Annotated in this window: 12 protein-coding genes; 7 read left to right on the forward strand and 5 right to left on the reverse strand. The window is 71.7% G+C overall.

The annotated features are described in order from the left end of the window. The first annotated feature begins 128 nt into the window (after positions 1-128). Together E6W39_RS26590 and E6W39_RS26595 are read left to right on the forward strand one after the other, a co-directional pair. Positions 129-1,292 carry an acyl-CoA dehydrogenase family protein gene (locus tag E6W39_RS26590; protein WP_101381534.1) on the forward strand — a complete coding sequence of 388 codons (1,164 nt, stop codon included), beginning with the start codon at positions 129-131 and terminating at the stop codon, positions 1,290-1,292. Between the two features lie 287 nt (positions 1,293-1,579). Next, positions 1,580-2,212 carry a hypothetical protein gene (locus tag E6W39_RS26595; protein ID WP_141635662.1) on the forward strand — a complete coding sequence of 211 codons (633 nt, stop codon included), beginning with the start codon at positions 1,580-1,582 and terminating at the stop codon, positions 2,210-2,212. A 69-nt stretch (positions 2,213-2,281) separates the two neighbouring features. Here E6W39_RS26595 and E6W39_RS26600 read toward each other — a convergent pair whose 3' ends face one another. The 3 genes from E6W39_RS26600 to E6W39_RS26610 all read right to left on the reverse strand — a co-directional run bounded on the left by E6W39_RS26600 (position 2,282) and on the right by E6W39_RS26610 (position 4,864). Continuing rightward, positions 2,282-2,956, reverse strand: coding sequence for a TetR/AcrR family transcriptional regulator (locus tag E6W39_RS26600; RefSeq protein WP_141635663.1), 675 nt, complete (start codon positions 2,954-2,956; stop codon positions 2,282-2,284). Positions 2,957-3,055: 99 nt separating this feature from the next. Continuing rightward, positions 3,056-3,532, reverse strand: a complete 477-nt coding sequence (locus E6W39_RS26605; RefSeq protein WP_141635664.1) for a serine O-acetyltransferase — start codon at positions 3,530-3,532, stop codon at positions 3,056-3,058. A gap of 96 nt (positions 3,533-3,628) precedes the next feature. Beyond that, positions 3,629-4,864 (reverse strand): LCP family protein, encoded by a 1,236-nt coding sequence (locus tag E6W39_RS26610; RefSeq protein ID WP_141635665.1) that lies wholly within the window; start codon positions 4,862-4,864, stop codon positions 3,629-3,631. Positions 4,865-5,218: 354 nt separating this feature from the next. Here E6W39_RS26610 and E6W39_RS26615 point away from each other — a divergent pair, with 354 nt between their 5' ends. The 3 genes from E6W39_RS26615 (at position 5,219) to E6W39_RS26625 (ending at position 9,785) form a co-directional block, all read left to right on the forward strand. Further along, a complete protein-coding gene (locus E6W39_RS26615) occupies positions 5,219-6,007 on the forward strand; it encodes an ABC transporter ATP-binding protein (RefSeq protein WP_101381539.1) in 789 nt (262 codons plus the stop codon). 63 nt (positions 6,008-6,070) lie between these two features. Beyond that, on the forward strand, positions 6,071-8,602 hold the full coding sequence (locus E6W39_RS26620) for an ABC transporter permease (protein ID WP_141637968.1): 2,532 nt from the start codon (positions 6,071-6,073) through the stop codon (positions 8,600-8,602). Positions 8,603-8,759: 157 nt separating this feature from the next. Further along, the gene (locus tag E6W39_RS26625) at positions 8,760-9,785 is read left to right on the forward strand and encodes a glycosyltransferase family 2 protein (protein ID WP_141637969.1); all 1,026 of its coding nucleotides are present in this window, start codon (positions 8,760-8,762) and stop codon (positions 9,783-9,785) included. 18 nt (positions 9,786-9,803) lie between these two features. Here E6W39_RS26625 and E6W39_RS26630 read toward each other — a convergent pair whose 3' ends face one another. After that, positions 9,804-11,093, reverse strand: a complete 1,290-nt coding sequence (locus E6W39_RS26630) for an LCP family protein (protein ID WP_141635666.1) — start codon at positions 11,091-11,093, stop codon at positions 9,804-9,806. A gap of 110 nt (positions 11,094-11,203) precedes the next feature. Then, complete coding sequence (locus E6W39_RS26635) at positions 11,204-11,980, reverse strand: TIGR03089 family protein (protein ID WP_141635667.1); 777 nt, start codon at positions 11,978-11,980, stop codon at positions 11,204-11,206. A 146-nt stretch (positions 11,981-12,126) separates the two neighbouring features. On the opposite strand from E6W39_RS26635, the gene E6W39_RS43125 reads away from it, so the two are divergent. Together E6W39_RS43125 and E6W39_RS26645 are read left to right on the forward strand one after the other, a co-directional pair. Next, a complete protein-coding gene (locus E6W39_RS43125; RefSeq protein WP_141635668.1) occupies positions 12,127-13,344 on the forward strand; it encodes a peptidoglycan recognition protein family protein in 1,218 nt (405 codons plus the stop codon). Positions 13,345-13,390: 46 nt separating this feature from the next. Next, complete coding sequence (locus E6W39_RS26645) at positions 13,391-14,305, forward strand: DNA-3-methyladenine glycosylase family protein (protein ID WP_141635669.1); 915 nt, start codon at positions 13,391-13,393, stop codon at positions 14,303-14,305. Positions 14,306-14,332 lie beyond the last annotated feature (27 nt).

Raw genomic sequence — 14,332 nt, forward strand, 5'->3', positions numbered from 1 at the left:
GGTGCAGCCACCGATGGTATCGGCTGGTGCCATGTCACCCACGTCACGTCCCTGCTACGCAGGGGTAAGGCCTAGAATGTGGACTTACTTAACAGTAACTAACGTTCATACGCAGAGGGGCGCACACCATGGCGAGCAGTGCCGATTTCGACCTCTTCCAGATCTCGGAGGAGCACCAGATGCTCCGTGAGACGGTCCGCGCGCTCGCCGAGGCCAAGATCGCCCCGTTCGCGGCCGACGTCGACGAGCAGGGCCGGTTCCCGCAGGAGGCCCGGGACGCGCTGGAGGCGAACGACCTGCACGCCGTCCACGTCCCGGAGGAGTACGGCGGCGCCGGCGCCGACGCGCTCGCCACCGTCCTCGTGATCGAGGAGGTCGCCCGGGTGTGCGCCTCCTCCTCGCTGATCCCGGCGGTCAACAAGCTCGGCTCGCTGCCGGTGCAGCTGTCCGGCTCCGAGGAGCTGAAGGCCAAGTACCTGGGCGCGCTGGCCCGCGGCGAGGGCATGTTCTCCTACTGCCTCTCCGAGCCGGACGCCGGTTCGGACGCGGCCGGCATGAAGACCCGCGCGGTGCGCGACGGCGACTACTGGGTGCTCAACGGCGTCAAGCGCTGGATCACCAACGCGGGCGTCTCCGAGTTCTACACCGTGATGGCCGTCACCGACCCGGAGAAGCGCTCCAAGGGCATCTCCGCGTTCGTGGTCGAGAAGGGCGACGAGGGCGTCTCCTTCGGCGCCCCCGAGAAGAAGCTCGGCATCAAGGGCTCCCCGACCCGCGAGGTCTACCTCGACAACGTCCGGATCCCGGCCGACCGCATGATCGGCGCGGAGGGCACCGGCTTTGCCACCGCGATGAAGACCCTGGACCACACCCGGATCACCATCGCCGCCCAGGCCCTCGGCATCGCCCAGGGCGCCCTCGACTACGCCGCCGGCTACGTCAAGGAGCGCAAGCAGTTCGGCAAGCCGATCGGCGACTTCCAGGGCATCCAGTTCATGCTGGCCGACATGGCGATGAAGCTGGAGGCGGCCCGCCAGCTCACCTACGCCGCCGCCGCCAAGTCGCAGCGGGTCGACGCCGACCTGACCTTCTTCGGCGCCGCCGCCAAGTGCTTCGCCTCCGACGTCGCCATGGAGATCACCACCGACGCCGTCCAGCTGCTCGGCGGCTACGGCTACACCCGCGACTACCCGGTCGAGCGGATGATGCGCGACGCCAAGATCACCCAGATCTACGAGGGCACCAACCAGGTCCAGCGGATCGTGATGGCCCGCAACCTGCCGAGCGCCTGACGTTCGTCGAGCAGACCTGACCCGTGCCGGCGGCCGGCGGATCGCGATGATCCGCCGGCCGCCGGCCGTTTTCCACTGCCACCAGCCGTTTTCCACTGCCACCGGTCGTTTCCGCTGTCACAGCCTCCCGGGGGCCGGGTCCGGCTGCGACAACTGCCTGGAGCTGTCCGGAGCCTGTCACAGGCGCGCAACAGGGGTAACCGAGGGCGGGGTGTGTTGCGTAGACATAAGTGATCGTCCGTGACGACCGGTCAGGACCCGGTCGCCGACCCCAGGGGGAACCAGTCATGAAGGCCACTCGCATCGCCGCCGCCGCCATTGTCGCCGCCGCCGCACTGGCACTGACCGCCTGCGGCCCGGACGACACCAGCACCTCGGCCGGGTCCTCGCCCAGCGCCGCCGCCTCCAGCGCTGCGAGCACGCCGACTGCGGCCCCGAGCGCGGCGCCGTCGACCAGTGCCAAGCCGACCGCCGCGAGCCCGGCCAAGCCGACCGGTGCGGCCAAGCCGACCGCCACCAAGTCGTCCGGTACCACCCCGGGTTCGGACTGCACGCAGCTGGCGATGAAGAACTTCAGCGGTCAGGTGGTGGAGGCCACCGACAACGGCTACCTGACCCACATCTGGATGAAGGCCAAGCCCGCCAAGTTCGTCTGCGGTCCCGACATCCCGGACGACGGCTACTTCGAGGGCTACGGCACCCCCGCGCTCTACTCGTTCAGCAACGACGTCAAGACCTTCCTGCTGAACGGCGCCAAGCCGGTCCCGGTCGACCTGGACACCTTCATGAAGCACCAGGACGCCTGCCTGCACAGCCCGTCCAGCGTGACGGCGCCGTACTCCTGCTACGGCAACAAGTACATCGTCACGCTCACCGGCCAGAACGAGGTCACCAGCATCACCGAGCTCTACCACCCGTGAGCCCGGCCGAGGCGCACGGAAATCGGCCGCGCGCGCCTCGGCGGGGCGTGCCTCGGCGGGGCGGCCCGGTCAGGCCACGCGGTAACCCGCCAGGAACAGGTCCACGCCCGAGGTGATCACCCGGGTCAGCTCCGCGTCGTCGATCTCGGCGTCGGGCGCGAAGGTGTGGACCAGCTGCGGGACGCCCACCGTGGCGGCGACCAGCTGCTGCACGGCCAGCTTGGGATCCGGCGCCCGCAGCACGCCGCGGCGGTCCAGCTCGGCGAACGCCTCGACCAGCGGGCCGTTGTTCATGTCGTAGTTGATCCGGTACCAGAGCTGCCCCAGCTGCGGGAAGCGGTCGATCTCGCCGATCACCAGCCGGCGCAGCGACATGATGTCCGGCCGGAGCAGGATCCGCACCCAGTCCAGCATCAGCGTGATCAGCGCGCCGCGCAGGTCCTCGGCCTCGGCGATGGTGGAGTTGAACGGTTCGAGGTCCGCGTAGGTGGTGGGCAGGATCCCGCCGATCACCGCCAGGAAGAGCCGTTCCTTGCTGCCGAAGTGCTTGTAGATGGTGGCCTTGGACACGCCGGAGCGCGCGGTGATGGCATCCATCGACGCGGCCGAGTACCCCTCGCGCAGGAACTCGACCAGGGCGGCGTCGATGATCGCCCGCCGCTTGCGCTGGGCGGCGTCCACCGGCTCCGGGATGATCGGGATTCCGTACTCGTCGGTCGGCCCGGCGCTGTTGGAGGCGGCCATGGGGATCCTTCGGCTGGTGGTGGCGGCGTCACAGTATATGAACTGAACGGTTCGGTGTGTTAAACGGATGACCACCCGCCGAAGGATCAATGCGCGGGTTCAGACGGCCGCGCGGGCCGCCTGACCGGTCAACGCCACGTCGTCCGAGCGCCGGCCCACCAGGCGGGCCGGCACCCCGGCCCAGATCTCGTTCGGGCCGGTGGAGCAGGTCAGCACCGCGTTGGCGCCGACCACGGTGCCGGCGCCCACGGTGAGCACCCCCCGCTTGCAGATGATCTTCGCGCCGGCGCACACCACCACGCCGTCCTCCAGCACCACCCGCTCCATCGCACTGTGCTGCTGCGGCACCCAGGGGTCGGCCCGCCCGATGGTGACCCCGTTGTAGAGGGTGACGCCGGCGCCGAGGGTGGTGTACGGGTGCAGCACGGTGCCGAAGCCCCGGTGGTACACCTGCAGACCGGGCCCGATCTCGGCGGCCGGCGGGACCTCCACGCCGTAGAGCGCGAGCAACTCCCGCAGCAGGCGGCCGAATACCGGATGGCGGCGGCGGTAGATCAACGAAGTCACCAGTGACATGGGCACATTGTGACCAGGGGCACCGGGCGGCGGCCCCGACTCGCGCGCAGGATCACCGGGACGGCTGCGAGCGGGGCCCCTGGGTTGACGGGCCGGTCAGAGCGCCGGCAGCGCGGTGTCGTGCTCGATGGCGTCGAAGACCTGCTTGGACTTCACCGGATCCCACTTGACCGCTGACTGGCCGTCAGGCGTGTGGTAGTTCGGATTGGAGATCGGGATGGTGATGCTCTTGCCGTCGCCACCGCTCACCGAGCGCATCGCCTCGAAGAGCGAGCCCAGGTCGGTCAGTCCGGTGTTCTTGTCCACGATCAGGGTGTCCAGGCCGGAGCCGATCAGCGGGTAGAGGGTGAACGGATCCAGCAGGGTGCTCGGGGTGGCCGCCTGGTGGGCCAGTGCGGAGAGGAACTTCTGCTGGTTGCGCATCCGGCCCAGGTCCTGGTCGGCCATCTGGTGGCGCTGGCGGACGAACGCGAGCGACTGCTGCCCGTTGAGGGTCTGGCAGCCGGCCTTGAGGTTGAGCCCGGAGTCCTGGTCCTGGATGTCCTTGTCGATGCACATGTGCACACCGCCCACGGCGTCCACGATGCCGACGAAGCCCGCGAAGCCGACCTCGGCGTAGTGGTCGATGTGGATGCCGGTGTTCTTCTCCACCGTCTCCGCCAGCAGTTGGCCGCCGCCGTTGTTGAAGGCCGAGTTGATCTTGCTGGTGGTGGCCGGGATGGTCCGGCCGGTGCCCGCGGTGTCCAGGTGCTGCGGGATCGGCACCCAGGAGTCGCGCGGGATGCTCATCAGGGTGTTCCCGCGGTCGCCGATGTGCAGGATCATCATCGAGTCGCTGCGCTTGCCGTCGTCGGAGCCGGTGTGCAGCTGCTGCTTCTGGGTGTCGCTGAGACCGTTGCGGCTGTCGGAGCCGACGATCAGCCAGTTGGTGCCCTTGCCGGCGGCGGGGCGGCCCGGGTAGTCGGACAGGACGTTCTGCTGGTTCAGCTTGGAGTCGGCCCAGGCGTAGGTGCCGCCCGCGGTGGCGAGCAGGGCGCCGACCAGGCCGAGCGCGACGTAGGCCGCGATCCGCTTGCGCGACCGGCGCCGGCGCACCGGCTGCCGCGGCGGGCCGCCGGGCGAGAGCGCCGTCGCGGGCGCCCCGGTCGGGCCGCCGGGCGGCCGTGCACCCGGCAGCGGCCGTGAAGCGGGTATCGAGTGCTGGGGCTGCGGTGCGGCGCCCGGTCCGCGCGGGTTGAGCGAAGGCGGCAGTGGCGGCTCGGCGCCGCCGGTCGCACCTTCCGGTCCAGGTCGGCGGCCGCTGCCCGGTCCGCCCTGCTCCCAGTTGTCCATGGCTTCGAGCATGCCCGAGCCGTCCGCGAATGCACCCCCGCACGGTGCTCACCTGCGGTCTTGTAGCAGAGTTGTCGCAGCCGTGGGACGGTCCTGCCGCTTGGCCGCCGAACTCGACCACCGAGCGCGGCGCATCCTGATCGGGCGCTCGCCGGCCGCTGCCGAGCCGCCCCTGCTACTTGAGGCGGAGGCACCCCTAGGGGTACCCGCATCCCGTCCCGTACGAGGGGTCGCGCCAGGTTCCTACCGGCGGATGACGAGTTGCTCATGCGGACCGCCTAGCTTTGGTACATCTGCTCGGTTCCTCTGCTCAGGGGGGCCGGGCCCGGGGGAACAACGACCGAGGAGTACACCGTGACGACGGCATCCGCAGCCGTACAGACATCCGACAACCCAGGCGGCCCGTCCGCCAACGCCGCAGCGGCGCGGCAGGTCACCAAGGCGTACGGCGCGGGCGAGACCCGGGTCACGGCGCTCAACGCGGTCGATGTGGACATCCAGCGCGGCCGGTTCACCGCGATCATGGGCCCGTCCGGGTCCGGCAAGTCGACCCTGATGCACTGCCTGGCGGGTCTGGACACGGTGACCGACGGGCGGATCTGGATCGGTGACACCGAGATCACCGGACTGAAGGACAAGCAGCTGACCAAGCTGCGCCGGGACAAGATCGGGTTCATCTTCCAGTCGTTCAACCTGCTGCCCACGCTGAACGCGCTCGAGAACATCACGCTGCCGATGGACATAGCCGGCCGCAAGCCCGACCAGGGCTGGCTGGACCAGGTGGTGGACACCGTCGGCCTGGCCGACCGGCTCAAGCACCGGCCGACCCAGCTCTCGGGCGGCCAGCAGCAGCGCGTCGCGGTCGCGCGGGCACTGGCGGCCCGGCCGGAGATCATCTTCGGCGACGAGCCGACCGGCAACCTGGACTCCCGCTCCGGCGCCGAGGTGCTGACCTTCCTGCGCCGCTCGGTCGACGAGCTCTCCCAGACCATCGTGATGGTCACCCACGACCCGGTCGCCGCGAGCTACGCGGACCGGGTGCTCTTCCTGGCCGACGGCGTGATCGTGGACGAGATGCACGCGCCGACCGCCGACTCCGTCCTCGAGCGCATGCGCCGTTTCGACGGCAAGCGCACCAGCTGAGCCGGGGCCGAGACCGTGATACTCAAGACCTCACTTCGCAACTTCCTGTCCCACAAGGGGCGGATGGTGCTGTCGCTGATCGCGGTGGTGCTGTCGGTGGCGTTCGTCTCCGGCACCCTGGTCTTCTCCAACACCGCCACCAGCACCTTCAACAAGCTCTTCGCCGCGACCGCCTCCGACGTGGCCATCAACCCGGCGCCGCCGAGCGGTGACGACTCGGGCCAGGGCCAGGACGCCTCCGGCCGGACCCCGACCCTCCCGGCCTCCGTCGTGCAGCAGGTGGCCGGGCTGCCGGGCGTCAAGACGGCTGAAGCCACCGTCAGCACCACCACCGGCACCCTGGTCAACCCGAAGACCAACAAGGCGGTCGGCCCGACCACTGGCGCCCCGACCATCATCGGCGCCTGGGTCAACGGCCCGCGCACCCCGATGAAGGTCACGTCCGGGAGCGCGCCGGCCGGCTCCGGCCAGATGATGATCGACGCGGACACCGCGAGCAAGGCCAAGCTCCACCTCGGAGACCCGATCCGGGTGATCGGCGAGCGCGGCACCTTCGACTACACCATCTCCGGGATCGCCACCTTCACCGGCACCAACCCGGGCGCCGCGCTGGCCTTCACCGACCTGCCCACCGCCCAGCAGGACCTGCTCGGCAGCACCAAGCTGCTCACCGGCGTGGACCTCTACGGTGACGGCAGCAAGACCAACGACCAGCTGAAGGCCGAGGCCGCCGCGGCCCTGGGCAGCGGTTACCAGCTGAAGACCAGTGCCGAGCAGCAGGCCGACGGTGCCAAGGGCGTCGGCTCGTTCCTCAACTTCATGAAGTACGTGATGCTCGGCTTCGCCGGCATCTCGCTGCTGGTCGGCGGCTTCCTGATCATCAACACCTTCTCCATGCTGGTCGCCCAGCGCACCAGGGAGCTCGGCCTGCTGCGGGCGCTCGGCGGCAGCCGGCGCCAGGTGAACCGCTCGGTGCTCATCGAGGCGCTGCTGCTCGGCGTGCTCGGCTCGACCATCGGCATGCTGGCCGGTCTCGGCCTGGCACTGCTGCTGATCCAGCTGATGAAGGGCGCCGGGATGACGCTCAGCAGCTCGCTGGACATCACCGCCGCGGTGCCGATCGCCTCCTACGCGGTGGGCATCATCATCACCATGCTGGCCGCCTGGATCCCGGCCCGCCGGGCCGGCAAGGTCTCCCCGATGGCCGCGCTGCGCGACCACGGCACCCCGGCCGAGGCGAGCACCAACAAGGTGCGGATCATCCTCGGCCTGCTGGTCACGCTCGGCGGCGCCGCGCTGCTGGCGGTCGGCGGCACCAGCAAGAACCTCGGGCAGGCCGGCTCCGACCTGGGGCTCGGCGTGGTGCTGACGCTGGTCGGCTTCGTGGTGCTCGGCCCGCTGCTGGCCGGGGTCGTGGTCCGGGTGCTGGGTGCCGCGCTGCCGGCCCTGTTCGGTCCGTCCGGCAAGCTGGCCCAGCGCAACGCGCTGCGCAACCCGCGCCGCACCGGTGCCACCGCGGCCGCGCTGATGATCGGCCTGGCGCTGGTCACCGGTGCCTCGGTGGTCACCAACTCGATGGTCGCCTCGACCAGCGAGCAGATCGACAAGCAGGTCGGCGCCGACTACATCGTCACCGTCAACCACGGCGGGCTGACCTCGTCGATGGTCGACGCGGCGAAGAACACCGCCGGCATCGGCCACATCACCGAGCAGCGCGAGCTGCCGTCCAACCTCACCCTGCCCGACGGCTCGGTGGTCAAGCACCAGTACATCTCCGCGGTCTCGTCGACCTTCACCCAGGACTTCGCGGTGCCGGTCTCGACGGGCAGCGGGGACGGCCTGCTGAACGGCGGGATCTCGGTCGACCAGAACTTCGCCAAGGACCACAAGCTCAGCGTGGGTGACAAGATCACCGTCGACTACGGCTCCGGCCGCACCCAGCAGCTGCCGATCGGCCTGGTCACCACCACCGGCAACGCGATCTTCGACCACCACCTGTTCGCCACCATCGACACGGTGGCCAAGGCGGTGCCGCAGGACCAGCAGCCGCTGGACGTGGTGGTCTTCGGCCGGGCCGCGAGCGGCGCGGACAAGGCGAAGACCCTCACCGCCCTGCAGAACTCCTTCAACGCCTACCCGCAGGTGTCGGTGCAGGACCAGGCCGGCTACAAGAAGATCGTGCAGCAGCAGGTGGACAGCCTGCTGACGCTGATCTACGGCCTGCTGGGCCTGGCGATCATCGTCGCGGTGCTCGGCGTGGTGAACACCCTGGCACTGTCGGTGGTGGAGCGGACCAGGGAGATCGGCCTGCTGCGGGCGATCGGCCTGTCGCGCCGTCAGCTGCGCCGGATGATCCGGCTGGAGTCCGTGGTGATCGCGGTCTTCGGCGCGCTGCTCGGTGCGGGCCTGGGTCTGGCCTGGGGCATCACCGCCCAGCAGGTGCTCAAGACCCAGGGGCTGAACGTGCTGTCGGTGCCGGTCGGCACCATCGTCGGGGTGCTGGTCGCCTCGGCCGTGGTCGGCCTGCTGGCCGCGCTGCTGCCGGCCTTCCGCGCCGGCCGGATGAACGTGCTGTCGGCGATCGCCAGCGGCTGACCGGTCGTCAGACCACTCGGGCCGGACGCCTCCACAGGGGAGGGGCGTCCGGCCCGACGCTCCCCCAGCCTTCGGCCGGGAGGTGCCCCCAGCCTCAGCACCCCCAACTGACGGAGGGGCCGGCCAGGTTCCGGTACCGTTGGCCGGGATGAACACCATGGCTGCTGAGGAGCTGCCGGCGGTCTCCGTGATCATGCCGGTGCTGAACGAGGAACGACACCTTCGCACGGCTGTGCGGCGAATCCTGGAGCAGGAGTACGCCGGGGCCATGGAGGTGGTGATCGCGCTGGGTCCGTCCACCGACCGCACCGACGCGATCGCCGCCGAGCTGGCCGCCGAGGATCCGCGGGTGCGGACCGTGCCGAACCCCAGCGGGCGCACCCCCGCCGCGCTGAACGCGGCGATCAGGGCCTCCAGCAACCCGATCGTGGTGCGGGTGGACGGCCACGGCCTGCTCACGCCCGGATACGTCGCCACCGCCGTGCGCCTGCTCGGCGAGATGGAGGCGGCCAACGTCGGCGGCATCATGCAGGCCGAGGGCGAGACCGAGTGGGAGAAGGCGGTCGCCGCGGCGATGACCGCCAAGATAGGTGTCGGCAACGCGGCCTTCCACACCGGCGGCCTGGCCGGCCCGGCGGAGACCGTCTACCTCGGGGTGTTCCGCCGCGAGGTGCTGGAGAAGCTCGGCGGCTACAACGAGGAGTTCATCCGCGCCCAGGACTGGGAGCTGAACTACCGGATCCGCCAGGACGGCGGCCTGATCTGGTTCACCCCGCAGCTGCGGGTCACCTACCGGCCCCGCCCCAGCGTGCGGGCGCTCGCCAAGCAGTACAAGGACTACGGGCGCTGGCGCCGGGTGGTGACGCGCTACCACCGCGGCTCGGTCAACCTGCGCTACCTCGCCCCGCCGACCGCGCTGATCGCGGTGCTGCTCGGCCTGGTGCTCGGCGCGGCGGTGCATCCGCTGTGCTTCGTGCTGCCCGGCGGCTATGCGGCCGCGATCCTGGCCGGCTCGCTCAAGGAGGGGCGCGGCCTGTCGCTGCGGGCCCGGCTGCAGCTGCCGGTCGCGCTGGCCACCATGCACTTCAGCTGGGGCTTCGGCTTCCTCACCTCGCCGCGCAAGCTGGCCGCCAAGGTGATCGCCAGCACCACTCCGACGGCGGCGCGCGAGTCGGTGCACTGAGCCGCCGCGGCCGGCGGCTCACTGGTCGAGCGTGCCGGTCCAGCCCTGAACGCAGCTGTGGTCGTCGCCGTTGCGCACCGTGACGCCGCCGGGGCCGGTGGGCGCGGGCGACGCCGAGGCCGACGGGGACGGCGAGCCGTCGTCCGCCTGCACGGCCGACGCCGCGGCGGTCGCCGACGGCGAGCCGCTCGCTGCCGGTGAGTCGGTGGGTGAGTCGGTGGGCGAGCCGGTCGCCGAGGCGGTCGGCGCGGGCGCCTGGGTCAGCGGCCGGCCCTCCCGGATCAGCTGGAACAGCTGGTCCGCGGCGGGCTGGGTGAACGCTGCCTTCTCGCGCAGCGCCGGGTCGGGATCGTCCGCGGTGTAGTGCATCTCGGGCTGGACGAACTGCACCGCGTCCGGCTTGATGCCGCTGAGCTGGTTGGCCAGCCCGACCAGCTTGGTGGTGCCGGCGATCGCGTCGTCCACGGTGATCGAGCGGGTCGCCGTCTCGACCACCGGGAAGGCGGTGGTCGGGTCCAGCAGGGTGCCGGCGCCGGTCACCTTGCGCACCAGGGCGGCCAGGTAGGCCCGCTGCATGGTGAACCGGCCCAGCGAACTGCCGTCCTGCACCGCCATCCTGGTCCGCACGAAGGCCAACCCCTCGTCCCCGTTGAGCAGTTGGGGCCCGGCCGGCAGGTCGAGGTGGGACTCCCGGTCGTGGATCGGCGTGCACAGGTCGACCGGGACCCCGCCGACCGCGTTGGTCAGGTCCTTGACGCCCTGGAAGTCGACCAGCGCGTAGTGGTCGATCTTCAGCTGGGTGATCGACTCCACGGTGCTGGTGACGCAGCCCGGGCCGCCGCGCCCCAGCGCCTCGTTGAGCGGCCGGTGCTCGGCGGCGGGGAAGTCCTCGCCGGTCTTGGGGTCCTTGCACTCGGGCAGGTCGACCAGGGTGTCCCGGGGCAGGTTGACCGCCACTGCGGAGTTCCGGTCCGGCGCGATGTGCAGCAGCAGGTTGACGTCGTTGTTGCCGGGCCCGGTGTTGTCCACGTCGCCGTAGGCACCACCCAGGTCGGCCCGGCTGTCGGTGCCGATGACCAGGATGTTCATCGCGGTCCGGCCCGCCTGGTCGGTCGGACCGGGCGGAGGCGGCGGCAGGGCGACGGCGGCCCGCAGCGGCGCGTGCCGGATGTTGTGGTCCAGGTGCCGCAGGTAGAGGTAGCCGGCCGTGCCGGTGGCCAGCACCAGCACGGCCAGGGTGAGCGAGATCCGCTTCAGCCAGCGCCGGGTGCGACTGCTCCCGGTGCCCTCGCGCCGCGGGCTGGTCATGGCTCGTTTCCCCCCAACTGATGGTGGGGGAATGTACCGCCTGGCCCGGACGTGCTGTCGAATCGGTTACACCATCAGAACATTTGACCGAGGATTTTCGAGTACTGCGTTCAGCCGAGCCGGTGGGTGACCCGCTCCGCCTCGATCCGGCGCTGCCACTGATCCTCCGTCAGGCCCTCGGAGTTGCGGCAGAGCACCACCGAACCGCCGGCCGCCAGCGGTGCCAGCAGGCCCGCCTCCAGGCCGGCCCAGTCGTCGTAGGAGAGGGTGCTGAGAACACGCGATCCGCGCTCCAAGCCGAGCCGGGCGGCGCCCTCGCGGGCCAGTTGCACGGTCTGCGCGCCGGTCAGCTTCAGCGGCAGCCCGTCCACCGAGCTCTCCAGCGCCAGTGAGTCGGCGACCACCGGGGAGTACGGGGCGAACCGGTCGCCCTGGCCCGGCACCTCGGCCGCGTAGTCCAGGAACCCCTCCGGCCGCTGCGGGAACCGGCCGCCCAGCGGGCGCAGCGCCAGCGCCACCCGCTCGCCGCCGCAGGCCTCGGCGGCGGCCAGGCCGTCCGGACCGCTGACCACCAGCTGGGCCTCGGCCGGATCACCGGCCGGTACCGCCGTGACGCCCACCGACCAGCAGGCCAGCAGCCAGACGGCGCTCTGCCAGTGGGCCGGCAGCAGCAGCGCCGCCCGGTCCTCGGGGGCGGCGTTCAGCTCGTCCTGCAGCAGATTGGCGGTCTTGGCGACCCAGTTGTCGAAGGTCTTGACCGAGAGTTCGACTCTCTCGCCCGACCGGTCGTCGTAGAAGGTGATCAACGGGCGGGCGGGATCCTCACCGAGGGCGGCTCGCAGCAGCTCGGCGGGGGCGTGGGCGTCGGCAGCGAAAGGCGCAGTCATGGTGCCGTCCAGCCTACGACCTGGCGCCGCCGCCGGGGGAGGGGGCTTGCTGGGCGTGATTGCCGCGCCGACCTTGTCGAATACCCGTCAGAAAGCGGTCGGCGGCCCGGTGGCAGGCTGGCCGATATGGGCAGATCATCCGTTTTATGCCGAACCGATTCAAGCCTCTCTCCGCGCTGTCGACCCGTTCCGCGCTGACCCGCTCCGCCACGCTGCTCGGCGCCGGCTGCGCCCTCTCGCTCCTGACCCAGGCCACGGCCGTCCCCGCCGTCCCCGTCACCCAGGCGGGCGCCCGCACCGCGACCATCGCGCTCGGCGCCCTGCCCGGAGGCCGGGCCGGCGGGCCGACCGTGCGGGGCCTGACCGCCCGCGGCACCACGAACTACTCGCTGCTCGGCGTCAGCTGGGACGATCCGGAGGCCCAGCTGGCCGGCACCGTCCAGGTCCGCACCCGCTCGGCCGGCCGCTGGAGCGGCTGGCAGGACCTGGTCGCCGACTCCGAGGACCGCCCGGACCGGGCGGAGGCCGACGGCCCGGGCACCCGCGGCGCCACCGCGCCGCGATGGGTCGGGCCGAGCGACGGCGTCGAGGTCCGCGTCACCGGCGACGGGCCGCTGCCGCGCGGCCTGCGGGTCGACCTGGTCGACCCCGGCACCGGCAAGCCCGGGGCCGACGTCCAGACCATGCCGTCCGACGAGGCGTCAGCCTCCGCACCCGACGCGGCCCACCGGCTGGCCCGGCACGCCGGGGCCCACCAGGCGCCCCGGCCCGGCATCGTCACCCGAACCGGCTGGGGAGCCGACGAGTCGCTGCGCCATCCGGGTTTCACCTACACCGGGGCCGTTCGGGTGGTCTTCGTGCACCACACCGACACCGCCAACGACTACAGCTGCTCGGACAGCCCCAAGGTGATCCGCGCGATCTACCAGTACCACGTGCAGACCAACGGCTGGAACGACATCGGCTACAACTTCCTGGTCGACCGCTGCGGCACCATCTACGAGGGCCGGGCCGGCGGGGTGGCCCAACCGGTGCTCGGCGCCCACACGCTGGGCTTCAACGCCGACAGCACCGGCGTCGCCGCCCTCGGCACCTTCAGCGGCGACGTGCCGCCGCAGGCCCAGGTGGACGGCGTCACCAAGATCGCCGCCTGGAAGCTCGGCCTCACCGGCCAGGACGCGCTCGGCACCGCCTCGCTGACCTCCGCCAGCGACGGCAGCCGCTTCCCGGCGGGTGACAGCCACTCCTTCGACACCATCTCCGGCCACCGGGACGCCTTCGCCACCGAATGCCCCGGCACCGAGCTGTACGACCGGCTGCCGGCGATGCGCCTGTGGGCGGCACACCTGCAGGGCCGTCGGTAGCAGGCCGCCGCCGGGGACCGTCGGTGGTGGGAGCCAGACTGGACGGGTGACCGAACTCCCCCAGGAGCGGGTCTGGCTCCCCGGCCACCCGCTCGACCTGCACCGCACCCTGGCCCCGCTGAGCCACGGCCCCGGCGACCCGGCCTGCCGGCACACCCCGGACGGGGCCGTCTGGCGCGCCTCGCGCACGCCCGCCGGGCCGGGCACGCTGCGGGTCGAGGCCGGCCGCGGCGGGGTGCGGGCGCAGGCCTGGGGGCCGGGGGCCGGCTGGCTGCTCGACCGGCTGCCGGAGCTGCTCGGCGGCACCGACGACCCGGCCGGCCTGCGGCTGCCGCCCGGCCCGCTGCGCGAGGCCCAGCGGACCAACCCCGGACTGCGGCTGTGCCGGACCGGGCTGGTGCTGGAGTCGCTGATCCCGGCGATCCTGGAGCAGAAGGTCACCTCCGACGAGGCCTACCGCGCCTGGCGGCTGCTGCTGCGCGACTTCGGCACGCCGGCGCCCGGGCCGGCCGACCGGATGCGGGTGCCGCCGTCGGCCCGGGAGTGGGCGCTGATCCCGTCCTGGGAGTGGCACAAGGCGGGCGTCGACCCCAAGCGGTCGGCCACCATCCAGCGGGCGGTGCGGCTGGCGCCCCGGCTGGAGCAGGCCTCCGCCATGACCCACGCCGACGCCTACGCCCGGCTCACCGCGGTGCCCGGCATCGGCGAGTGGACCGCCGCCGAGACCCTGCAGCGCAGCAACGGCGACCCGGACGCGGTCTCGGTCGGCGACTTCCACCTCGCCGACTACGTCGGCTGGGCGATGGTCGGCCGCCCCCGCTCCACCGACGCCGAACTCCTCACCCTGCTCGCCCCCTACACCCCGCACCGCCACCGGGTCTGCCGCCTGGTCGCCCTCACCGGCCTACGGCCACCGAAGTACGGCCCCCGCCTGGCACCCAACGACCACCGGGGGCGGTGACGGGCCGAGCCATGGTGTACACGCCGT

Source organism: Kitasatospora acidiphila (assembly GCF_006636205.1).
GTDB lineage: Bacteria > Actinomycetota > Actinomycetes > Streptomycetales > Streptomycetaceae > Kitasatospora > Kitasatospora acidiphila.

Coding starts and splice junctions, on each gene's coding strand:
- E6W39_RS26590 (WP_101381534.1), top strand. CDS start 129: ATGGCGAGCAGTGCCGATTTCGACCTCTTCCAGATCTCGGAGGAGCAC.
- E6W39_RS26595 (WP_141635662.1), top strand. CDS start 1,580: ATGAAGGCCACTCGCATCGCCGCCGCCGCCATTGTCGCCGCCGCCGCA.
- E6W39_RS26600 (WP_141635663.1), bottom strand. CDS start 2,956: ATGGCCGCCTCCAACAGCGCCGGGCCGACCGACGAGTACGGAATCCCG.
- E6W39_RS26605 (WP_141635664.1), bottom strand. CDS start 3,532: ATGTCACTGGTGACTTCGTTGATCTACCGCCGCCGCCATCCGGTATTC.
- E6W39_RS26610 (WP_141635665.1), bottom strand. CDS start 4,864: ATGGACAACTGGGAGCAGGGCGGACCGGGCAGCGGCCGCCGACCTGGA.
- E6W39_RS26620 (WP_141637968.1), top strand. CDS start 6,071: ATGGTGCTGTCGCTGATCGCGGTGGTGCTGTCGGTGGCGTTCGTCTCC.
- E6W39_RS26625 (WP_141637969.1), top strand. CDS start 8,760: ATGGCTGCTGAGGAGCTGCCGGCGGTCTCCGTGATCATGCCGGTGCTG.
- E6W39_RS26630 (WP_141635666.1), bottom strand. CDS start 11,093: ATGACCAGCCCGCGGCGCGAGGGCACCGGGAGCAGTCGCACCCGGCGC.
- E6W39_RS26635 (WP_141635667.1), bottom strand. CDS start 11,980: ATGACTGCGCCTTTCGCTGCCGACGCCCACGCCCCCGCCGAGCTGCTG.
- E6W39_RS43125 (WP_141635668.1), top strand. CDS start 12,127: ATGCCGAACCGATTCAAGCCTCTCTCCGCGCTGTCGACCCGTTCCGCG.